This is a genomic window from Reinekea forsetii (assembly GCF_002795845.1).
Taxonomy (GTDB): Bacteria; Pseudomonadota; Gammaproteobacteria; order Pseudomonadales; family Natronospirillaceae; genus Reinekea; species Reinekea forsetii.
Genome location: NZ_CP011797.1, coordinates 2,187,593 through 2,206,329 on the forward strand (window position 1 = coordinate 2,187,593; position 18,737 = coordinate 2,206,329).

At 51.6% G+C, this 18,737-nt stretch carries 17 protein-coding genes; 11 read left to right on the forward strand and 6 right to left on the reverse strand.

Annotated elements, in window-relative coordinates:
• The first annotated feature begins 10 nt into the window (after window positions 1-10).
• Genes REIFOR_RS10130 through REIFOR_RS10140 form a run of 3 tightly spaced genes read left to right on the forward strand, consistent with a single transcriptional unit; the run spans window position 11 to window position 3,364 of the window.
• Entirely contained in the window at window positions 11-1,288 is a 1,278-nt protein-coding gene (locus REIFOR_RS10130; protein WP_100257443.1) for a hypothetical protein, read from the forward strand.
• 58 nt (window positions 1,289-1,346) lie between these two features.
• A complete protein-coding gene (locus REIFOR_RS10135) occupies window positions 1,347-2,048 on the forward strand; it encodes a response regulator transcription factor (protein WP_158524352.1) in 702 nt (233 codons plus the stop codon).
• Window positions 2,045-3,364 (forward strand): HAMP domain-containing sensor histidine kinase, encoded by a 1,320-nt coding sequence (locus REIFOR_RS10140; RefSeq protein WP_100257445.1) that lies wholly within the window; start codon window positions 2,045-2,047, stop codon window positions 3,362-3,364. Before REIFOR_RS10135 ends, REIFOR_RS10140 begins: the two co-directional genes overlap by 4 nt.
• A 91-nt stretch (window positions 3,365-3,455) precedes the next feature.
• On the opposite strand, the gene REIFOR_RS10145 is transcribed toward REIFOR_RS10140, so the two are convergent.
• The 3 genes from REIFOR_RS10145 to argC all read right to left on the reverse strand — a co-directional run bounded on the left by REIFOR_RS10145 (window position 3,456) and on the right by argC (window position 7,308).
• Complete coding sequence (locus REIFOR_RS10145; RefSeq protein WP_100257446.1) at window positions 3,456-5,615, reverse strand: M4 family metallopeptidase; 2,160 nt, start codon at window positions 5,613-5,615, stop codon at window positions 3,456-3,458.
• Between the two features lie 377 nt (window positions 5,616-5,992).
• Entirely contained in the window at window positions 5,993-6,259 is a 267-nt protein-coding gene (locus REIFOR_RS10150; RefSeq protein ID WP_100257447.1) for a transposase, read from the reverse strand.
• 104 nt (window positions 6,260-6,363) lie between these two features.
• Window positions 6,364-7,308, reverse strand: coding sequence for an N-acetyl-gamma-glutamyl-phosphate reductase (argC, locus tag REIFOR_RS10155; protein ID WP_100257448.1), 945 nt, complete (start codon window positions 7,306-7,308; stop codon window positions 6,364-6,366).
• A gap of 464 nt (window positions 7,309-7,772) precedes the next feature.
• On the opposite strand from argC, the gene REIFOR_RS10160 reads away from it, so the two are divergent.
• The 8 genes from REIFOR_RS10160 to REIFOR_RS10195 all read left to right on the forward strand — a co-directional run bounded on the left by REIFOR_RS10160 (window position 7,773) and on the right by REIFOR_RS10195 (window position 15,042).
• Window positions 7,773-8,306, forward strand: coding sequence for a pyridoxamine 5'-phosphate oxidase family protein (locus REIFOR_RS10160; RefSeq protein WP_100257449.1), 534 nt, complete (start codon window positions 7,773-7,775; stop codon window positions 8,304-8,306).
• A gap of 1 nt (window position 8,307) precedes the next feature.
• A complete protein-coding gene (locus tag REIFOR_RS10165; protein WP_100257450.1) occupies window positions 8,308-9,066 on the forward strand; it encodes an iron-containing redox enzyme family protein in 759 nt (252 codons plus the stop codon).
• Window positions 9,067-9,208: 142 nt separating this feature from the next.
• Window positions 9,209-10,288, forward strand: coding sequence for a prephenate dehydratase domain-containing protein (locus REIFOR_RS10170; RefSeq protein WP_100257451.1), 1,080 nt, complete (start codon window positions 9,209-9,211; stop codon window positions 10,286-10,288).
• On the forward strand, window positions 10,269-11,054 hold the full coding sequence (phhA, locus tag REIFOR_RS10175; RefSeq protein WP_100257452.1) for a phenylalanine 4-monooxygenase: 786 nt from the start codon (window positions 10,269-10,271) through the stop codon (window positions 11,052-11,054). Before REIFOR_RS10170 ends, phhA begins: the two co-directional genes overlap by 20 nt.
• 1 nt (window position 11,055) lies before the next feature.
• A complete protein-coding gene (locus REIFOR_RS10180; RefSeq protein ID WP_158524353.1) occupies window positions 11,056-11,412 on the forward strand; it encodes a 4a-hydroxytetrahydrobiopterin dehydratase in 357 nt (118 codons plus the stop codon).
• Window positions 11,409-13,202, forward strand: a complete 1,794-nt coding sequence (locus REIFOR_RS10185; protein WP_100257454.1) for a flavin-containing monooxygenase — start codon at window positions 11,409-11,411, stop codon at window positions 13,200-13,202. Before REIFOR_RS10180 ends, REIFOR_RS10185 begins: the two co-directional genes overlap by 4 nt.
• A 212-nt stretch (window positions 13,203-13,414) precedes the next feature.
• Window positions 13,415-14,416 carry a type I glyceraldehyde-3-phosphate dehydrogenase gene (gap, locus tag REIFOR_RS10190; RefSeq protein WP_100257455.1) on the forward strand — a complete coding sequence of 334 codons (1,002 nt, stop codon included), beginning with the start codon at window positions 13,415-13,417 and terminating at the stop codon, window positions 14,414-14,416.
• A 65-nt stretch (window positions 14,417-14,481) separates the two neighbouring features.
• Complete coding sequence (locus tag REIFOR_RS10195; protein ID WP_100257456.1) at window positions 14,482-15,042, forward strand: TetR/AcrR family transcriptional regulator; 561 nt, start codon at window positions 14,482-14,484, stop codon at window positions 15,040-15,042.
• 221 nt (window positions 15,043-15,263) lie between these two features.
• Here REIFOR_RS10195 and der read toward each other — a convergent pair whose 3' ends face one another.
• From der to REIFOR_RS10210, 3 genes are all read right to left on the reverse strand, one after another.
• Entirely contained in the window at window positions 15,264-16,643 is a 1,380-nt protein-coding gene (gene der / locus REIFOR_RS10200) for a ribosome biogenesis GTPase Der (protein WP_100257457.1), read from the reverse strand.
• 216 nt (window positions 16,644-16,859) lie between these two features.
• A complete protein-coding gene (locus REIFOR_RS10205; RefSeq protein WP_100257458.1) occupies window positions 16,860-17,990 on the reverse strand; it encodes an outer membrane protein assembly factor BamB family protein in 1,131 nt (376 codons plus the stop codon).
• A 28-nt stretch (window positions 17,991-18,018) separates the two neighbouring features.
• Complete coding sequence (locus REIFOR_RS10210; protein ID WP_158524354.1) at window positions 18,019-18,651, reverse strand: YfgM family protein; 633 nt, start codon at window positions 18,649-18,651, stop codon at window positions 18,019-18,021.
• Between the last annotated feature and the right edge of the window lie 86 nt (window positions 18,652-18,737).

Consider the following 18,737-nt stretch of genomic DNA (forward strand, 5'->3'; position numbering starts at 1 on the left):
GAGTTTATCGATGCAGCCATTCACAACCTACTCCAGCCGCACTGGTCTGGCCCTTACGATGGTGCTTGCCGTCGGCCAGGTGAACGCCGGCGACGATGTCTTTGGCACGCCAGCCGAACCCGGTGACGACCTGTTTGGCGGTGCGTCATTGGTGACTGACGTCATTGCCAACGAGGTGAATTTGGCCGAAGACATGCTCACTGGGGATGAGGTACTCAACTGGTCCGGGTCGTTCGCCTGGCAAAGCGCTGGGATTTTGATCGACCAGCCGACGGTTGAACATGACCCCCAGGTGCAGTCCGAATTGTCGGGCAATCTGAAACTCGATGCCCGGCCCAATGTCGACTATCGTGTTTTGCTCAACTTAGATTACAGCGCGACGGCCGATGGCAGCAGCAGTTTGTTGCGCGAAGCCTTTGCCGATTTCGACCTCGACAACCAACTCTTTATTCGTGCCGGGCAACAAACCCTGCAGTGGGGCGTGGGCTACTTTTACAGCCCAGCCGACACCCTGAGTCAGGACTCGATCGACGCCAATGACCCCGATCAGGATCGGATCGGCACCATGGCGGCTAAAATCCATAAGCCCAAGGGTACCGCCAACTACTATGCCTATCTGATTCCCGACGATACCGCCAACAGTTACAGTATCGCCGTTAAGGGTGAATGGTTATTGGGCAGTCAGGAATGGGGCCTAGGTGTTGTTAGGCAGGCCAATAACGAACTCAACCTAGTGGTCACCGGTTCGGTTCCGACCGACCTGGGCGATCTGTTCACCGAATATAATCTCAGCTTGGGCGAAACCAGCCTGGGTTTAAGCGCTGCTGGCTCGCTGTATGACCGCAGCGATGAGCTGTTGCAGCAATTTACCGTGGGCATGCGTGCCAGCCAGGATATTGGGCCGGACAGTTCACTGAGCCTGAGTGGGCAGTACTATTACAATGGACTCGGTTATACTGAGCCGACTTGGTCCACTGCAGCCAACGATTGGCAGAGCCTGACCTTAGGCCGCGAGGTCGCGGAACAGCTCAGCCAACAACTGGCCGCCCTGATGATTCAGCTAGCGGATCCCTACGGTCTGCCCCTAAGCGCCTCGATGCTAGCTTTAAGCAGCCTAACCGATGGTTCAGCGATGCTCAAAAGTACCGTCACGCTGAGCCCGAATGACTTTGTTAGCACGGCTCTGAGTGTCACCACTCTGATGGGCGATCCGGGCGGCGAATATGCCCCCATGGGCGACCTGAGTCGTTACGAGTTGACCCTGACGCTGGGCAGCCAGAGCTTTTAATGGCTCCGGATGAAATGTATAGACCCTAATGCACCTAGGCTACAACAGAGACCCACTGATGAGTGTACGGATCCTAATAGTCGAAGATGAACCCGAGCTGGCCGAATTGATCGCGCTCTATTGCGAACACGCGGGCTGGCAAAGCATTGTCTGCGGCAGTGCCGAAGAAGCCTTGGGCGCGCTCAAGGTCGCCAGCTTTGCCTTAATCACCCTGGACATCAATTTACCCGGTATCGACGGTTTTGAATTTCTAGCCAAGATTAGGCTGCAAACGCAGGCGCCGGTGGTGATCGTCAGTGCGCGTGAGTCCGATGGCGAGATCATCAACGGTCTGGAGTTGGGTGCCGACGAATACGTCACCAAACCCTTTGCCCCCAAGGTATTGATTGCCCGCATGTCGGCCCTACTGCGTCGCCAGGAAAGCCGGGTGCCGAATAAAGAACAGTTCAACTTCGGCACCCTGGTATTGGAACCCGATGCCTTTGCGGTTAAGAACGGCGCTGAGCGAATCAATTTATCGACCCGGGAGTTTGATATTCTCTTGGCCTTGGTGCAAGCCAATGGTACACCGGTCAATACCTATGAGCTGCTGGAAAAGGTTTGGGGTTCTCAAACCACCGAAACCTCCGCGGTTGGCGTCTATATCCAACGCTTGCGTAAAAAACTCGAATCGATACCGGGCAACCAGGGGCTGATAGAAACCGTCCATGGTCGCGGCTATTGCATCAACAGCCAGCGACACGGAGGCGAACCGGAGTGAACCTAAAACGGCAAATAATTCTGCTGATCGCCGGCATTCTGATTATTCCGCTGGTCAGCATCGGCATCGTGTTCACCATTCTTATGTCGAATGAAACCGCCGAGGGCTTGGCCTTCGAATACCGCCATGATAGCCATCTTATCCAAGGCTGGCTGGATGGCGAGCGGGGCGCAGACTTTCCGACCATCAAGACCGATCAAGATATTTTTATCGAACTGGACGGACGCCTGGTGTTCAGCAGTATCGAAGGTCTAGAACCGGCGCAAATGGCCCAGATCCTGGCCGATCATGACGTCCTGTCGAGCTTGTATCGGGTAGCGAACGGCGAGTACCGCATCTATCATCTCTATCCCGCACAGAGCTGGCAAATCGCAACCAACAACAGCAAGTTTGCCTTGCTGGTTCCGACCACCCTTATTCTATTTATCGCCAGCATGGCGGGCTGGATTTTACGCAGCATGCACCTGAAGGTGCGCCAGCTAGTGACCACCACGCAAACTATCGCGCGCGGCGATCTCAGCCAGAATCCAACGTTCGAGGGCAAGGATGAATTTTTTCTGCTCGGCGAAAGTTTGGAGTCCATGCGCCAGCAGCTTAAGAATGATCAAGACAATCGAACGCGCCTGCTGATGGGTATTTCGCACGATCTAAAGACCCCCCTGGCGAGCATCATCGGCTATGTTCAGGCCATCCAGGATGGCCTCGCCAAGACCGATGCAACCCGCGCCAAATACATCGATATTATCGCCGTTAAATCGGAACTATTGGACAGCCGCATCCGCGCCTTGATTGAGTTTGTAAAGCTGGAAACGAGCCAGTGGCAGGTCAATAAAAAAAACCAGGACCTCAATGCCTATATCGAGACCTGGTTTGCCGAGTTGAGTAATGATATTGAGGTCAGTGGCCGTTTTAGCGCGCTGAGCAATGGTTTGCCAAGCAACCTAGCGCTGAATTTTGACAGTGAATTGTTGCGTCGTGGCTTAGACAACCTGGTGTCCAATGCCATCAAATACAGCCCCCTTGAAAGCACCGTATACCTGGCCATCCACCTGGTTAGTCACAACGGCGACCCGGAGGTCAAGCTGCAGGTTAAAAATACTGGCATGCCCTATTCCACTGGCCAGCAAAAAAGCCTCTTCCAAGCCTTCTATCGCGCCGATAACGGCCGCAATAAGGACGGCATGGGGCTAGGCCTGACCGTGGTCGAAAAGGTGGCCCAGCTGCATGGCGGCCGGGCCCATTATCAGTATCTAGACGAGCAGCATGTTTTTAGTCTAACGCTGGCCTGCTTAACGCCGCCCGCTACTATTTTTTAGTGACCCTCCTCTACTCTTTAGTCACCCGCGACTGCTCTTTCGACACCTGCTTGTGCTCTTTAGAAACTCACTACTGTTGTTTAGAAACCCGCTACGGCTCGTGGATCCAGTTGAGCATAACCCCTTCAAAAGCGGTATAGCCGCGGATACCAATGTACCAAGTCGTCGGTGCCGGATTATTGAAATGGCAGCGCTCGTTATTGCCATTGGCAAAGGGTCGGCAGTCATAGCTGCCCGGATTCGGTTTTGAACCTTGACGGACATAGAGGTCCGCATCACCAATACCCCCGCTGATATCGACATCGAAGGTGGCTCGCCCGGCGGGGATCTCGACACTGTAGTAGAGCCAACCTTGGCGAGGGGCCGAGAGATTCACTTCCGTGCCCGAGTTGGTATCACCACCGTCAATCTCATAGCTGGCCGTCAGGCGGGTGCCGCTATAGCTCCGGTAAGCCTGCACTAAGACATAGTAGGTACCGGCCTGGGCGACATCGTAGGCGCAGTTTTCATTGTTGCCCGAGGTATAGGGACGGCAATCGTAGTCCGTCAGGGTCGGCATGCTGCCATACTTCACATACAGATCCGCATCACCGGTACCCTCGGCTAATTGAAATAGCACACTACTAGCCTCCTCTGGCACATCGAAGGTAAAGAACAGACTAGTGCCCGACACTCCCGACAGCTGGGTCACCGGCACACCATTGACCAGTTCGGTCACCTCCGGACCACTACCACAGGCCGCAGTCGGCACGCCGACATTATCGAAGGCGGTGGCCACATCGGCGATTGAATAGCCCAGGGCGCTGGTGGCACTGAGCACACCGCAAGCGCCGGTGATATAGTCGGTATTCTGAGTCCAATAGACCTGATTGGCGCGCACGAAGATATCAAAAGCTTTGCGCGTGTCCCAACCGGAGGTGTGGGCAATCAGGAAAAAAGCTCGGTTGTAGACGCCCGAACTGTAGTGCACATCCATGCCTTCGTAGTAGTCGGAAGCATGACCGATAGAGCGTCCATCGCGAGTCGGATCTTCCATATAGCGCAACGAGCCTTCGGCCTGTTTAAAAATATCCGCGCCAACCAACCAGTCATTCGACCCTTTCATAAAATACTCGGCTGCCTCGCCGGCCATATCGGAAAAGGCCTCGTTGATCCCGCCGGACTGGCCGGCGTAACGCAAACCAGAATTCTGTTCGGTAAAGCCATGGCTGACTTCATGGGAGGACACATCCAGGCTGACCAACGGATAAAAGGTTGAAGCGCCATCGCCAAAGGTCATTTGGCTACCGTCCCAGAAGGCGTTTTCATAGTTGTTACTGTAATGCACGCGCATGCGCAGTTTTTGGCTGATGGGCGCGGTGTTGTACCAACCGGAGTACATATTAAAGACAACGTTGCCAAAATAGTGGGCATCATTAAGGGGTGAATAGGCACCATTTATGTATTTATAGGTATTTTCCGGCACACCGTTTGTCGGGCAGCTGCCGAACTGAAAGACCGTCCCGCCAGATGTACCATGATTCAAATCGATGGTCTCGACATTGGCCGTGTCCATTCGGCAATTGTCGTCGACTATAAGCGGTGGATAGTCGAAGCCACTATCGCTAGGACCAAAATAATATTGACCGGTTTTCTCATTGCCGCCCGGACCCTTGGCATCCAAATGAGACAGGGCGTCCCACTGGTCTAACACCTCGCCAGATTGGGCATCGATAATCAGGGTCGGACGAGTCGGTTGATCGCCGTATTCCACCCAAGAAACCAAATAGACCAGCTGTGCGCGGTCATTGGCATCCAACTGAATCCACAGCTCGCTCTGTTTATTTTCAGCCGCATCATAATAGCGTGCCAGATCAACGCTACCGAGCGACACGCCCTGGCTTTGCAGCACTCGATCTTGCATGGCCTGTTGCAGCACCGCTTTGGCACCAAGCTGCGGGACCACAGTGGCCACGTCCGTATTGATACCCTGCACAAACTGACCTTGGATCTGGACCGGCGCCGCGCCTGCTTTTTGGCGAGTCAAGGCACTGCCCCTTACCGGGATGCCATTATAGTGCTGTCGATACTTCTCGAGGGTGGTGCCATTGCCCAAATCCACAGTGGTGACTAGCTCTACTTGGTCGCTCGTTACGCCGGCCAATCCCTGTGCAAAATGAGCGTCCGTGGCTGTTACCCGCTCGGCCGCCAATACGGCAGTCGATGATAACAGGCCAATGGCGAAGACCAGTTGACGCTGAGTATTATTCATAATGGATCCCTATCGCTAAAGTGAGTTCGCTAAACAGTGCTTTATGACAGTGGCTGAACGGGCGCGTATAACATACCGATGGACACCACAACAAGCGCGCCTAATATCGTTTGAGACGGTCTGGATGCCAATGGGGGAAAGGCCGAACATGTGACAGGGCTCTAAAATAAAGCCACTAAACCGTGATATTTTTTGATAAACGTCATGCCCTGCGACAATGCCACGGTGAGTCGGCCCTAGCTAAACGATCTGACTAGTGGCCTAGACGTCATATCGATAACAGGTTGCACTGATCGAAAAAACATCACAGAGCAGGCGGGTACTCACTTGGAAGTCGACTTGGGCATGCTTGGCCAGCTCACGCCGCAGAGCTGGCGTTAAAGCTTTTTTACGATGATCGCCTTGGCCATCTCAGCCTTGATTTTCTCATCGGCGTACAGTTTTTTCAGACGTCGAACTTCGCCCTCCAACTCCTTGATGTATTTGACACCCGATTCGCCGACACCACCGAACTTAGCGCGCCACTTATAAAAGGTTGCCGAACTGATGCGATGCGTACGGCATAGGTCAACAACCCTGACCCCGGCCCTATCCTGTTGTAAGATATCGGCAATTTGGTCGTCGCTAAAGCGTGAAATTCTCATAAATAAAAGCTCCCTGCTATGGTGTGAAGATTAGAACATCCTTTTTTTGGCGACATGACCCTTGGCTTGGTCAAATCCCGACCGATTAGGGTAACGCGGCACCCTCAAGCTTTGAGCCCTAGGCCTTCATCGAAACCGAAACGGCAATTCATATTTTGCACCGCAGCACCGGAGGCGCCCTTGCCCAGGTTGTCCAATCGGGCACTCAAAAATATCTGCCCGCGCTTGGCATAGACAAACAACTCGACATCATTGGTGCCGTTAGAGGCCGTGGCCTGCAGATAACCGTTGTGCAGTGCGTCATAATCATTAAGCCGATGTAATCTAACGAAGGCTTCGTGTTGGTAAAATAGTTGATAAATTTCCTGAATGGTCTGGGCATCGCCGTTTAACCAGCTTTGCTGCAGTGGCACACTCACCAACATGCCGCGCTTAAAAGCACCCACGGTCGGAACAAAGAGTGGTGCCATATCTAGGCCATTGACGTGCTGCATTTCGGGCAAATGCTTGTGGTCTAGACCTAAACTTTTATAGGCCGCAACTGCATGAACCCTCTGGTCATCTGGCATCGCCTCATACTCGTCAATCATCGCCCGCCCGCCCCCGCTGAAGCCGGTAATCGCCTGCACGCTCAATGGGTAATTTTTAGGCACAATGCCCGCCCGAACGAGAGGCTGAATCAGCAATGCAAAGCCGGTGGGGTAACAACCAGGGTTAGCAATGCGTGGTGCAACTCTTAAGGCCTCGCGAGCTCCAACCAATTCCGGAATACCATAGACCCAGTCCTTATGGGTCCGAAACTCGCTGGACGCATCGATAACGACCGTTGTGTCGGGGTCTATCCATTGACTCGCTACGCGACTGCCGGCATCAGGCAGACACAAAAACACCACATCCGCATCCTGCATCGCCGCCTTGCGTACAGGCGTGTGCTTGCGCTGTGCTGAGTCAATTTCGATCAGTTCAACGCTGGGATGACGGATCAACCTTTCCTTGAGTTCCAGACCTGTCGTTCCAAATTGACCATCTATAAAGGCTTTTATCTTCAAAACATCCGTCCCTGCGCCAGTTCGATCGGCTTAACATAACCCAGCACAGGCAGCATATAAAACAATACCGACCCACAACGACGGCCTAAAAAAGAACAGGGTGGATTATTTTTTTAAATTAAAAATATTAAGATAATAATTATTTATAGTGGAGATTTTATAACATGCTTTTTTGACAACCAGACCAAGGCCATAAAACTAGAGAGGCGCTTGGCCAGCCTGGCATATCAATAACCATAAACCTCTACTTATAAATTATATTATTAATTTTATTACTTATTTTTTTGTGAAAATATTTATTATTTTTCTTGATAAACATACTTACAGCTATGTATATTTATGCCTGAAATATTTAGATGAATACACCCAAATACAAGCCTTAACGCCATATTTAACAGACTATTAATTAGACTTATCGAATTTAAACTGGATAAAAATACCTACTGGTATGGAATGGAGTCAGCATGGACAAGCCACTTAATTCGGAAAACTTCTCCACCGGCCAAGTCGCCGCTCAGGCTAGATACCAAACAACTCAGATGGCCAAGTCGTTGATTGATTATCCAAACAATCCAAACGATACCACTCGGCTCTGGCCCGGCTTTAAGGAGTTTATTGAGGCATGCCCCTACTTCTTTATTTCCACATCCAATGCTGCTGGCCAGTGTAATTGTAATTTTCGCGGCGGTGGCCGAGGCATTGTTACCGTGATCGACGATAAGACACTAGCGTTTCCGGACTATGCCGGCAACGGTTTGCTGCACAGCACCGGCGATATGATCGAAAACAGCCATATCGGCATTTTGTTTATAAACTTTCGCCATCAACAGCGCATTAAGGTAAACGGCACATTGGAAATAATCGACTCGCAAGAGCAGATGGCGTTGTTGATCGATCCTCAACATGCGCGGCATGCACAACGAATTATAAAGGTAACGATCGAGTACGCAGTACTAAACTGCGCTCGTTTTTTGAACGCCATGGAAGAGGAACTTTGACATGGAACACATGACCAACCCCTACGACCCAGCCCTAATAGAATCGTCGCAGATTCAAACACGCATCGCCTATATCACCCGCGTCGAGCAGGAAATGCTCTCGCATCGATTTCTCGATCATGAATTTTTTATAAAGTTGCGTGACGGCTATTTCACCCCCGAGTTCGTGGCCTTCTTTACGGCTCAATACTCTAAGCATATAGCGGTCTTTACCAAAGCCCTGTCCAATCTGCTGGGTGCAACAAATGATCTGGAAAGTCGTTATATGCTCTTTGATAACCTCTATGAAGAGATGGGCATGGGTGTATTTGAGGAATGCCACTATCGCCTGTACTGCGACATGATGTCGTCAATGGGCTTGGCACCTGATTTTGCCGCATCATTGCCCCAGATGGATTCCATTGAAGTGCTCAACGACGCCCTGCTAAACGCCACCAATGATGTAGTCATCGGCCTGACATGGCTGGGCATTGGCGGTGAACAAACGATTCCAAATCATTTTCCGTGTATGCGCAAATCGGTGGCAGACGCCTATGCCGACAAAGATTTGGATTGGCGTTTCTTTGACCGTCATGGGGAACGGGATGAAATGCACGCCGATGATGCAAAAATGGTCTTGGCCTGCAATATGAAGGATGGCGACGAACATAAAATTGTTTCTGAGGCGACCAAATGTCTGCATGCTCGAGCGGTTGTGTGCGAAGAGTTTATGCAGATTGCGCGCGCCAACCCAACAAAATACATACGCTCTGCGGCTTAGGATGTAGCAGCAGGGTTAAACCGGCACACACCAATAGGGAACGGACCTGGGCTTATAACAGGACATCGTATCGGTAGCGTATTTATTGCTCCTGATACAGCTGTTATCAGGTCTATGCATACTAAGGGAGAGGGTTTTCACTATGACTCAATCAGCTAGGCTAGCCTGTTTAGGTCCGATCGGAACCTATTCGAGCAAGGCCGCAACACAATACCTACAGCGCAATACTCAAATTCAAGATGTCCTGTACTTTGATAACGTCGAGGATTTTCTGCATCAACCCCTACAGACCTATGATCACATAATTGTCGCTATTGAAAACACCTGCGAAGGCTTTATTAGCCCAAATATTCAGGGTGTCATCGCGTCTGGCTTTCAAGTTATCGACCAGTTGAGCTTAAATATTCAATTTTCATTTATTTATAACTGCCCAGAACTTAACGACATAGAATCGCTATTTGTGCACCCGGTCGCGCGTAGCCAAACATCATATTTCTTATCGTCCATGCGCGATGCGAAGGTTTGTCTGTCCTATAGCAATGCCCATTCCTATCAACTGTTTTTAGAAAAACAGCACCATGGCGCTGTCGGCGCGGTGATTCCACACTATTTGGCCCAGGCAGCAGATGGTCATGGTTTGATGCCAGACGTCAATAATGTTCGTAAGAATCAAACTCGATTCTTAATTCTAACGCGGCCCAATGCTACTACTCGGCCCAACATCACGCATAACGTTCACTTGGCACTGTTCCGACCGGCGGTCAAAAACCATTCACCATTGAATTATTTCTCAGCTAAGCAACATTGCGGAATCAACTTTAGATCGATTGTGCCCATACCCAGCGGCGACGGTTTGGGCCGGTATCTCTATTACACCGAGATAGACGCACAGAGCGCAGGCCAACGGCACGATCTGGCAGCGCTTTTTGAGGATTCTCAATGGACGGCTCTGGGTGGTTATTACCAGAAACCGACGCCCCATTTGAGGGTCGGACGAAATGGCCTGGTTTGTCGTTGCCACCAAGTAACGAGCGCGACAATAGCGCAAGCGCTGCGCAATACGCCACAGGCGACGACCTTAGATATAGCCGCGCAAACCAAGGCTGCTTCGGGCTGCGGGGCCTGTGCCGAGTTGGTCAGTCAGCTGGTTCAGGAGCACAACGCACAAGGCGGTCCTGTTGACGGACCGGTGGAGGTGAAATATGTCAGCCTATCAATCTAAGGTCGCCGATAGCGATGGATGGCGGCATTACAGTGCCGCAGAAGATGAAATCTGGAGCACGCTCCTGGAAACCCAATTGGCTATGTTAGCGGGCCGAGCCTGTGATGAATTCATCCACTGCCTCACAGCCCTCGACCTGCCCCCTGAGCGAGTGCCACAACTGGCTGAGGTGAATGAAAAGCTGGCAGCCGAGTCCGGCTGGCAGTTAACCGCGGTGGACGGGATGACATCATTCGATGATTTTTTCACCATGCTCGGTGACTGCTGCTTTCCAGCTGCGACCTTTATCCGTACCCGGGAAGATCTGGAGTTTGTTAGTCAACCGGACATCTTTCATGAAGTGTTTGGCCATGGTCCGTTATTGATGCACCCAAGTTACGCCGCATTTAGCCAAACCATTGGCAAGACCGGTGTGGGCCAGACCGCAGCGTTCCAAAAGGCTCTGGCAGCGGTGTACTGGTATACCTGCGAAACCGGTGCCCTGCAAGACGCTAGCGGTCAAAATCGGCTTTATGGCGCGTCCACCATCTCCTCGCCCAAGGAAATTCTACACGCTTCATCTGGCCAACAGGCAGAATTACGGCCCTTTTCGATTCCAGACATGGTGTTGAATTCATACCGCATTGACGAACTCACCAAGACCTATTATCAGGCGCCGAGCTTGGCATATCTGGCAACAGTTTCTCAGCTGGAGCTGGCAAGCGGTATCGACGAGGCGCTTAGTTCGGCTAAAAAGGTCGGATCTTCCCTATTGGAGAATGTTTAACATGAGCTCTCATTGCCAAGCAACCAAAGCCCTAACTGCCGCAGAAGTTGCCGATTACAGCCGCCATCTGGACAGCTGGGAAATCGCTCAGCAGGTCGATGCCCTGGTCCTTAAAAAATCGTATCACCTAAACAACTTCAGGGTTGGCACTCAATTCGCCAATCAAATAACAGAGCTGGCTGAAAGCTACCAACATCATCCAGAAATTCGCCTGCGCTGGGGCGAAGTCGACGTTATCTGGTTTACCCACAGTTGTAACGGCTTACGACCGCTTGACTTCAAGATGGCGCAAAAAACAGATGACCTCTATTGCCAACTGACCCAACCACAGGCACCACACTCAAAGGAAGCACTATGAATAGCACGACGCAGAAACGGGTATGTATTATTGGCGGTGGCGCATCGGGCATTACCGCGATCAAACAACTTTTGGACGAGGGTCACGTGCCCGTTTGCTTTGAGCGCTCGGCCGATATGGGCGGCGTTTTTAATTACAAAAAGGATCAGGATTCGGCAGTCGAGTCTGGGTTGGTTAACGGGGTTTATAAGAACACCGTGCTGACTATTTCAAATTATCTGATGTGTTTTTCAGATCTCCCTCCCTCCGGGCGACGACGTCATTGGCACCACACCGAATACCGTCAATATTTAAGCGACTACATCGATAAATTTAATCTAGCTCCCCACATAAACCTCCAACATACGGTGACCAAGGTTGTGCCGGTCAATCAAGGCACTAATGGTTATCAAGTGACAGTACAGGACCCCAACGGGGCTGAGCAAGTACAGCAGTTCGATGCGTTGGCCGTTTGCTCCGGCACGCACCAGATTGCCAACATTCCCAACATCAAGGGCCTGGAGAGCTTCGCCGGTAAAATAAGCCATGGCTCACAATACAACACTAGCGATATGGCTAAGGGCAAGCGCGTACTCTGTGTTGGCCTGGGCGAGAGCTCGGCCGATATCACTCGGGAGATTTCCGAGACAGCCGATGAATGCCACCTTGCTTTACGCTCCTACCCGTTCCTGATACCACGCAATCTCAACCATTCTTCATCCGATGCTTGGACGTCTAGGCTCCATCATGACTATCACACCCCCAAACATGAGAGCGCAATCTCATATCTTATGTTGTTGGTGTATTACCTGTTGTTAAGGCCATTTTTGTTTAAGCGTGATCGCGCCAAGATGGATTCCTTTGATCAGGACACAAGCCAAAACATGCTCGACCTAAACACTCCTGGGACCTCGGAAAACGTAAAGCTTATTAAGGCTTGGAATTACCTATCGAAGGGGCGTCGATTTGCCACCAAGAATGTCACCTTTGTGCCCAACGTCATCAATGGCAAGATTCAGGTTAACGCGTCGGGTATCGATCGATTCACCGCGCACCAGGTAATTTTCAATGATGGTACGCGCAAGGACATTGACCTGGTTATGTTCGCCACAGGCTATAAGGAGAACTTTAATTTTATCGAAGGATTTCAGCTTAAGGATAACAATGTTAGAAATCTATTTATGAACTCGATTCCAACAGACTTACACAACTGTGCCTTTATCGGCTGGGCCCGACCGGTTACCGGAGGCATACCGGCCTGTTCAGAAATGGCCGCTCGATATTTTGCACTATTGGTCTCGGGTAAGCGCAAAATCCCCGCCGATGCACAACAACGGATCGCGGCTGACCAAAAGTTTTACCATGAATTCTATTCGAAAAACTCACCGACCTTAAATACCGTCGTCGGCTGGAAACGTCATCTGGAAAACTTAGCTGAACTGATCGGATGCCAGGTACACACCGCTCGTTATATATTACAGCCCGGCCTGTTTGTGCGCCTGTTCGCTGGTTCATTGGTGCCGAGCCAATATCGTCTGGAGGGCCCTCATGCTATGCCCGACTCAGCGGCCCGATCGATCCGTGAAATACCCATCACCCTACCCTCGTCACATATACTCTATGGCATAAAAATGAATTTAAGCAATAAGTTTAAATTCCTGCGCCAACGCGCCTTAGCTCGTAAGACCAACTTGGACTACTCCGAGTTTTTTTCAGAATGGTTTCGTTTTGATATCCCTCTGACGCTGAAAGATATTCACCGTTTCAGTTTTCGCGCGGACGATTTCAATAAGAAATTCAACAAGCTGTAAGCCCCGGACTTGAATCATCAACCCAGAGATCACAGCGGGGCTCTAGGCTCCACTCACGGCAGGAATCTGGGTTGGCACTAATAGTATTGGCTGCCGATATTATTCCAAACCTGAAACTGACCGACTATTTTAGCAACAGTTAACCGATGGTTGCCTATACTAAACAGACAATCGGGTTTTAAATTCAACTCAATAGTAAAGGATGAAAACAGATGACAAACGTAGGTATTAATGGCTTTGGCCGCATAGGCAGATGTTTTTTTCGTGCTTTGGTGGAGCGCAAGGACGCCAATATTCGCGTCGTGGCGATAAACGACTTGGCCGATATTAAACAACTCGTGCATCTACTCAAATATGATTCGGCCTTTGGTAAGTTTTCCAAACAGATCATCGTCGAAAATGATGCATTAATTATAGATGGGCATAAGATTCGGGTCACCAACGAGCGTGACCCCAAAGATCTGGCTTGGGGCGAGGTCGGCGCTGATATTATTATCGAATCGACCGGCATCTTCACCAATGCGCAGAAGGCCAAGGCACATATTGCTGCCGGGGCAAAAAAAGTTATTATCTCGGCGCCGGCGACGAACGAAGATTTAACCATGGTGTATGGGGTTAATCATGACCAATACGATCCAGCGAAACACCATATTATTTCCAATGCGTCCTGTACCACTAATTGCCTAGCTCCGCTGGTCAAGGCGGTGCACGATAAGATTGGTATTGTCTCGGGCATTATGACCACGATACACGCCTATACTCAGGACCAAAACTTACAAGACGGACCTCATTCGGACCCCCGTCGCGCTCGGTCTGCCGCGGTGAATGTGGTCCCAACCTCGACCGGCGCTGCCAAGGCCATTGGTCTGGTGTTGCCAGAGTTGAATGGCAAACTGGACGGCTATTCGGTTCGGGTGCCGGTTATCACCGGCTCACTGGTGGATTTGGTGGTCAATGTCGGCGCCGACACCACTGTGGCAGAGATCAACGCCATCCTCAAAGAGGCGTCCGAACAACAGATGGGTGGAGTTATGCAGTACACCGAAGAACCCTTAGTGTCGTCCGATATCATCGGCAATCCGGCGTCTACCATCTTCGATGCGCCGCTCACCAAGGTGCAAGACAAACGCCAGGTGAAACTGGTGGCCTGGTACGACAACGAATGGGGCTTTTCAAATCGATTGATCGACACCATCAATCACATTGCGGCCTAAGTTTGAGGCTAAACCCAGGCCGCTGGCCTGGGGTCTCGGTCGAGTGTCACGCACAGGAATAGGCCATGACAAATTCGATATCCAGAGAGAAACTCATTGAGGCAACACGTGATCTGCTCTGGGAAAAGGGCTTGGCGTCGATCAGCCCGAGGAATATCTTGGATCGGGCTGGTGTCGGCCAAGGCAGTATGTATCATTATTTTAAAACCAAACGCGACTTGGTTATTGAGGCCATTAAACGCAATGCAGATGAGTTACTAACCAATGCCAGTGTCATATTCGGTTCCGGCGATACCGCCTATCGAAAGATTGAAGCGTTTTTGGACTGCGGTGTCTCGGCGCAAATGGGCTGTAAGCTCGGCAACTTAGCTGCCGATCATGAGGTTATGTCCGATACTGACATGGTGGATATTATCAATCGCATGTTTAATTCCTTGGCTAAGATGCTCGAAGGCGTGCTCGCCGTGGGCATAGCCGCCGGCCAATTACCCCGTACCCTCAAGCCATTGGATGCCGCCTGGATGGTCATAGCCATGTTGCAGGGCGGACTGGTCTGCGCCAAGGTGGGTCAATCGCGGCAACCCTATGAATCGGCGATCAAGTCCTTCTTATGTCTGTTGAGATAGCCGCTGCCAATGGTCCTATTGGCTCAATAAAAACCGTCAACATATATTAGGACGGGTCACAGGGTGTAATCACGCTGAGTGCGCTTTCGGCCTGTGTTAGAACAGGATTCCATAAATAAGTCTCCAAGGTGTCAACTTATTTCAGGACGGGTTAGCGGGCAAAAAAAAAGCCATCAACGATGGCTTTTTTATCTGCAACTCTGACCTCAGCTACTCAGCGCTTAGTTAGAGTAACGCCCCTTATGTTTCTTCGAATCATTAGTTCGACGACCTTTGGCGACATCATCATAGGGGTTTTCATTGACCCGGAAATGGAACCGAATCGGCGTACCGCGCACGCGCAGTGCCTTACGGAAAGCATTTTCCAGGTACCGTTTATAACTGCCGGGAAGCTTGTCGATCTGATTACCGTGTATCACGATAATCGGCGGGTTCGAGCCACCTTGGTGAGCATAGCGCAACTTGATGCGGCGTCCACCGACCAAGGGCGGCTGGTGCATCTCGGACACACCCTGCATCAGAGTGGTCAGCTGATTAGTGCTCCACTTACTGCGCGCGCCGGTATAGGCTTCGTCGATCGACTCATAGAGATGGCCAACGTTAGTACCATGTTTGGCGGAAATAAAATGGATATCGGCCCAGTCTAAGAACGGCAGCTTACGATCGATCGCAACGCGCACCTTCTCTTTCTGATCTTCCGACAGGCCATCCCACTTATTGACCGCAATCACCAAGGCGCGGCCCGATTCCAGAGCGAAGCCGAGCATGTGCATGTCTTGATCCACCAGGCCCACCTGGGCGTCGATCAACAGCACGACAACGTTGCCGTCCTGAATTGCCTGCAGGGTTTTCACGATGGAGAATTTCTCGACCGCTTCGGTAATATTCTTACGACGGCGGACACCGGCGGTATCGATCAACATGTATTGTTTACCATGCCGCTCATAGGGAATATAGATTGAATCCATGGTGGTGCCGGGCTGATCAAAGACCACAACGCGCTCTTCACCGAGTAGACGGTTGACCAGGGTCGATTTTCCGACATTGGGTCGACCGATGATGGCCAAACGGATGGAATCGGATTCCAACGGATCGCCCAGATCCTCCGGAGCCGGAAACATCGCCAGCGTGTCTTCCAGCAGGCTGCGCACACCATGGTTGTTCGATGCAGAAATCGGCACCGGTTCGCCCAGACCCAATTCAAAGAAATCGGCCGCAGCTATATCGGGATCCCGACCATCGGTCTTATTGACCACGACAATGATGGGCTTGTTTGCTTTGCGCAGATGATCGGCCAGAAACTGGTCGTCGCCAGAGATACCGGCCATGCCGTCAACCAGAAACATAACAATATCGGCTTCGTCTATGGCCACGAAACTCTGTTTGGCCATTTCGGCATCGAGCCCTTCCTCATAACCGCTGACGCCGCCGGTGTCGATAACGATAAAGGGGCGGTCCTCCAGGCGGCCATCGCCGTACTTTCGATCGCGGGTGAGCCCAGAGAAATCGGCGACCAACGCATCACGCGAACGGGTAAACCGATTAAAAAGGGTAGATTTGCCGACATTGGGTCGACCGACTAATGCTATTACTGGGGTCATTTTAAAAAAATCGTCTTAATAGTTAGTAGAGTCATTGTAGACTGGATACCGTTTAGCGACAGTCTTATCTGTACAATTAACGATCAGCATCTGAGCGGCAATTTTACCGCCACAGTGGGCTATATTGGTTGAGCTCCGCGCTAGTGCGGTTACTCAAAATCTGCGGCGCTCACACTCGGCGAGGGTCGCAGCTTGGGTCTTAAATTGTCCGTGCTATCAGGGCCGTATCAGTTGCAGTGACTTAACCCGAGTGCTGTAACCTTGCAACAACACGCCATCGGCAAAGGCGACTGGGTCGCTATTAGTGCCGCGCCAATCGATATGACGTGAGGTCAACCATTGCCCTGTCTGACTGTCTAAGACGTGCAAAAACCCCTGCCTATCGGCTGCGTAGAGTGCACCATCCTGAACTAACAGCTCACTCAATTGACGATATTCAAAATCGGTGGCGGTCCATATAATCGATAGATCGAGCGGATCTAGGGCCACCACATGGCTCTGAGCATTCACACCAAACAACCATTGGCCGTCCGTTTGAATGGCCCGGTAGGATGAAAAGCCCGTTGCTTGCAGGACCCGACCGGTGGCGGTTTCAATAGCGACTAGATCACCCTGATAACCGGTCACAAACAGGCGGTCATCGATCAACGTAACATGAGCATCGACATCGACCAAACGGCTGATGTCGGTTTTACCGCTGGCGCGGGCGAGGCGGTATTCCCAAATCACCGACCCATCGACCGTGCTGAGCGCCACGATCTTGCCATTGGCCAGACCGGTCACTACGGCCTCGCCACTGCTCGTGCGAATCAGTTCCGGGCCGCTGGTGCCGGTTAATGTCAAATCGGGCTCAGCGTCTTGAAAGACCCACAACAGCCGACCGGTGATGCGCTCGATGGCGCTGAGTCGGCCGTCGATGGTTTGAATAAATACTCGATCGGGCGTCAGTAGGGCCGGCTCCGTTGCCAGAGCATTCAATTTAAAGGCCCACAGCTGCTGATAGTCTCGGTCCAACAAGAGCGCCAAGCCGTCACCGGTGATCGCCACCATCTGTTGCGCATCGACCGCAAGCGGCGCCGACAAACTGTCGCTCACCTGCGTTTGGCGCACAATCGTGCCTGCTGCGTCGAGCTCAACTACCTGGCCGGAGGCCAAGGGCACATAGGCCGTAGCGCCATAAACGCTTGGCCGCAGCTGACCAAAGGCCCTGCGGCCCTGCTCATCACCCAATAGATGCCACCAGTCGACCCGAAGTTCGGCCGCACTCGGCAACTGGGCTGGCATGGCAACGGGCGCTTCCTTAATCCCGCTGTTTGCACAGGCGGTCAGAGTCAAAAGTATTAACATTGAACTCAGAACGCGCACGCTGTATTTCTTATTCAGCAACGGCTAGGTCGTCCAGTTTCAACTGCAGATATGGGTTGTTGATATCCTGCTCGGAGCTCAGATCCAGCGCGGCCTTGTAGGCCTTGCGGGCTTCATCAGGCTTACCCTGGGCCAGTAATATGTCGCCCTTCAATTCAAAACTCAGGGTCTGATGGCCGGTTCCGCTCATCGCATTGAGGCTGGTCAAGGCACCATCGAGATCGTCCAGAGCATATTGCACCACGGCCTTACGATAGAGGATAACGGTTAACAGTTCGGCTTCAGCGTTTTTAGCGGCCCAGTCCAGTGCGGGCAAAGCGCTTTCCAGCTTGCCGGCATCAACGGCCACCTTGGCTTCTTGCAGTGCTGCCATCACGCCGTAGCCCAAATCCTTATATTCGCCTTTCAGCAACTCGATCTGAGCTGTAAGCGCTTCGCTATCGGGCGTCTCACTGGTGAGGTTAACGAGCAGCTGCTCATAGGCCTTAGAACCCGCAACACGATGCGTTTGGGCAGAATCTTGGTACATGTAGAGACCAATGTAAGACACGATAAAGGCTAAGCAACCGCCAATAACCCAATTGCCGTTTTTGTTCCACCAGCCTTTGATGGCTTCAATTTGTTCCTGATCGGTTTCGTACACGCTTGATACTCCCAAAAATCCAAAAATGCCGGTACTGCGCCCGGCTTATAGTGTTCGAACCGGGCGTTGCGGCCGCGGGTTAATAA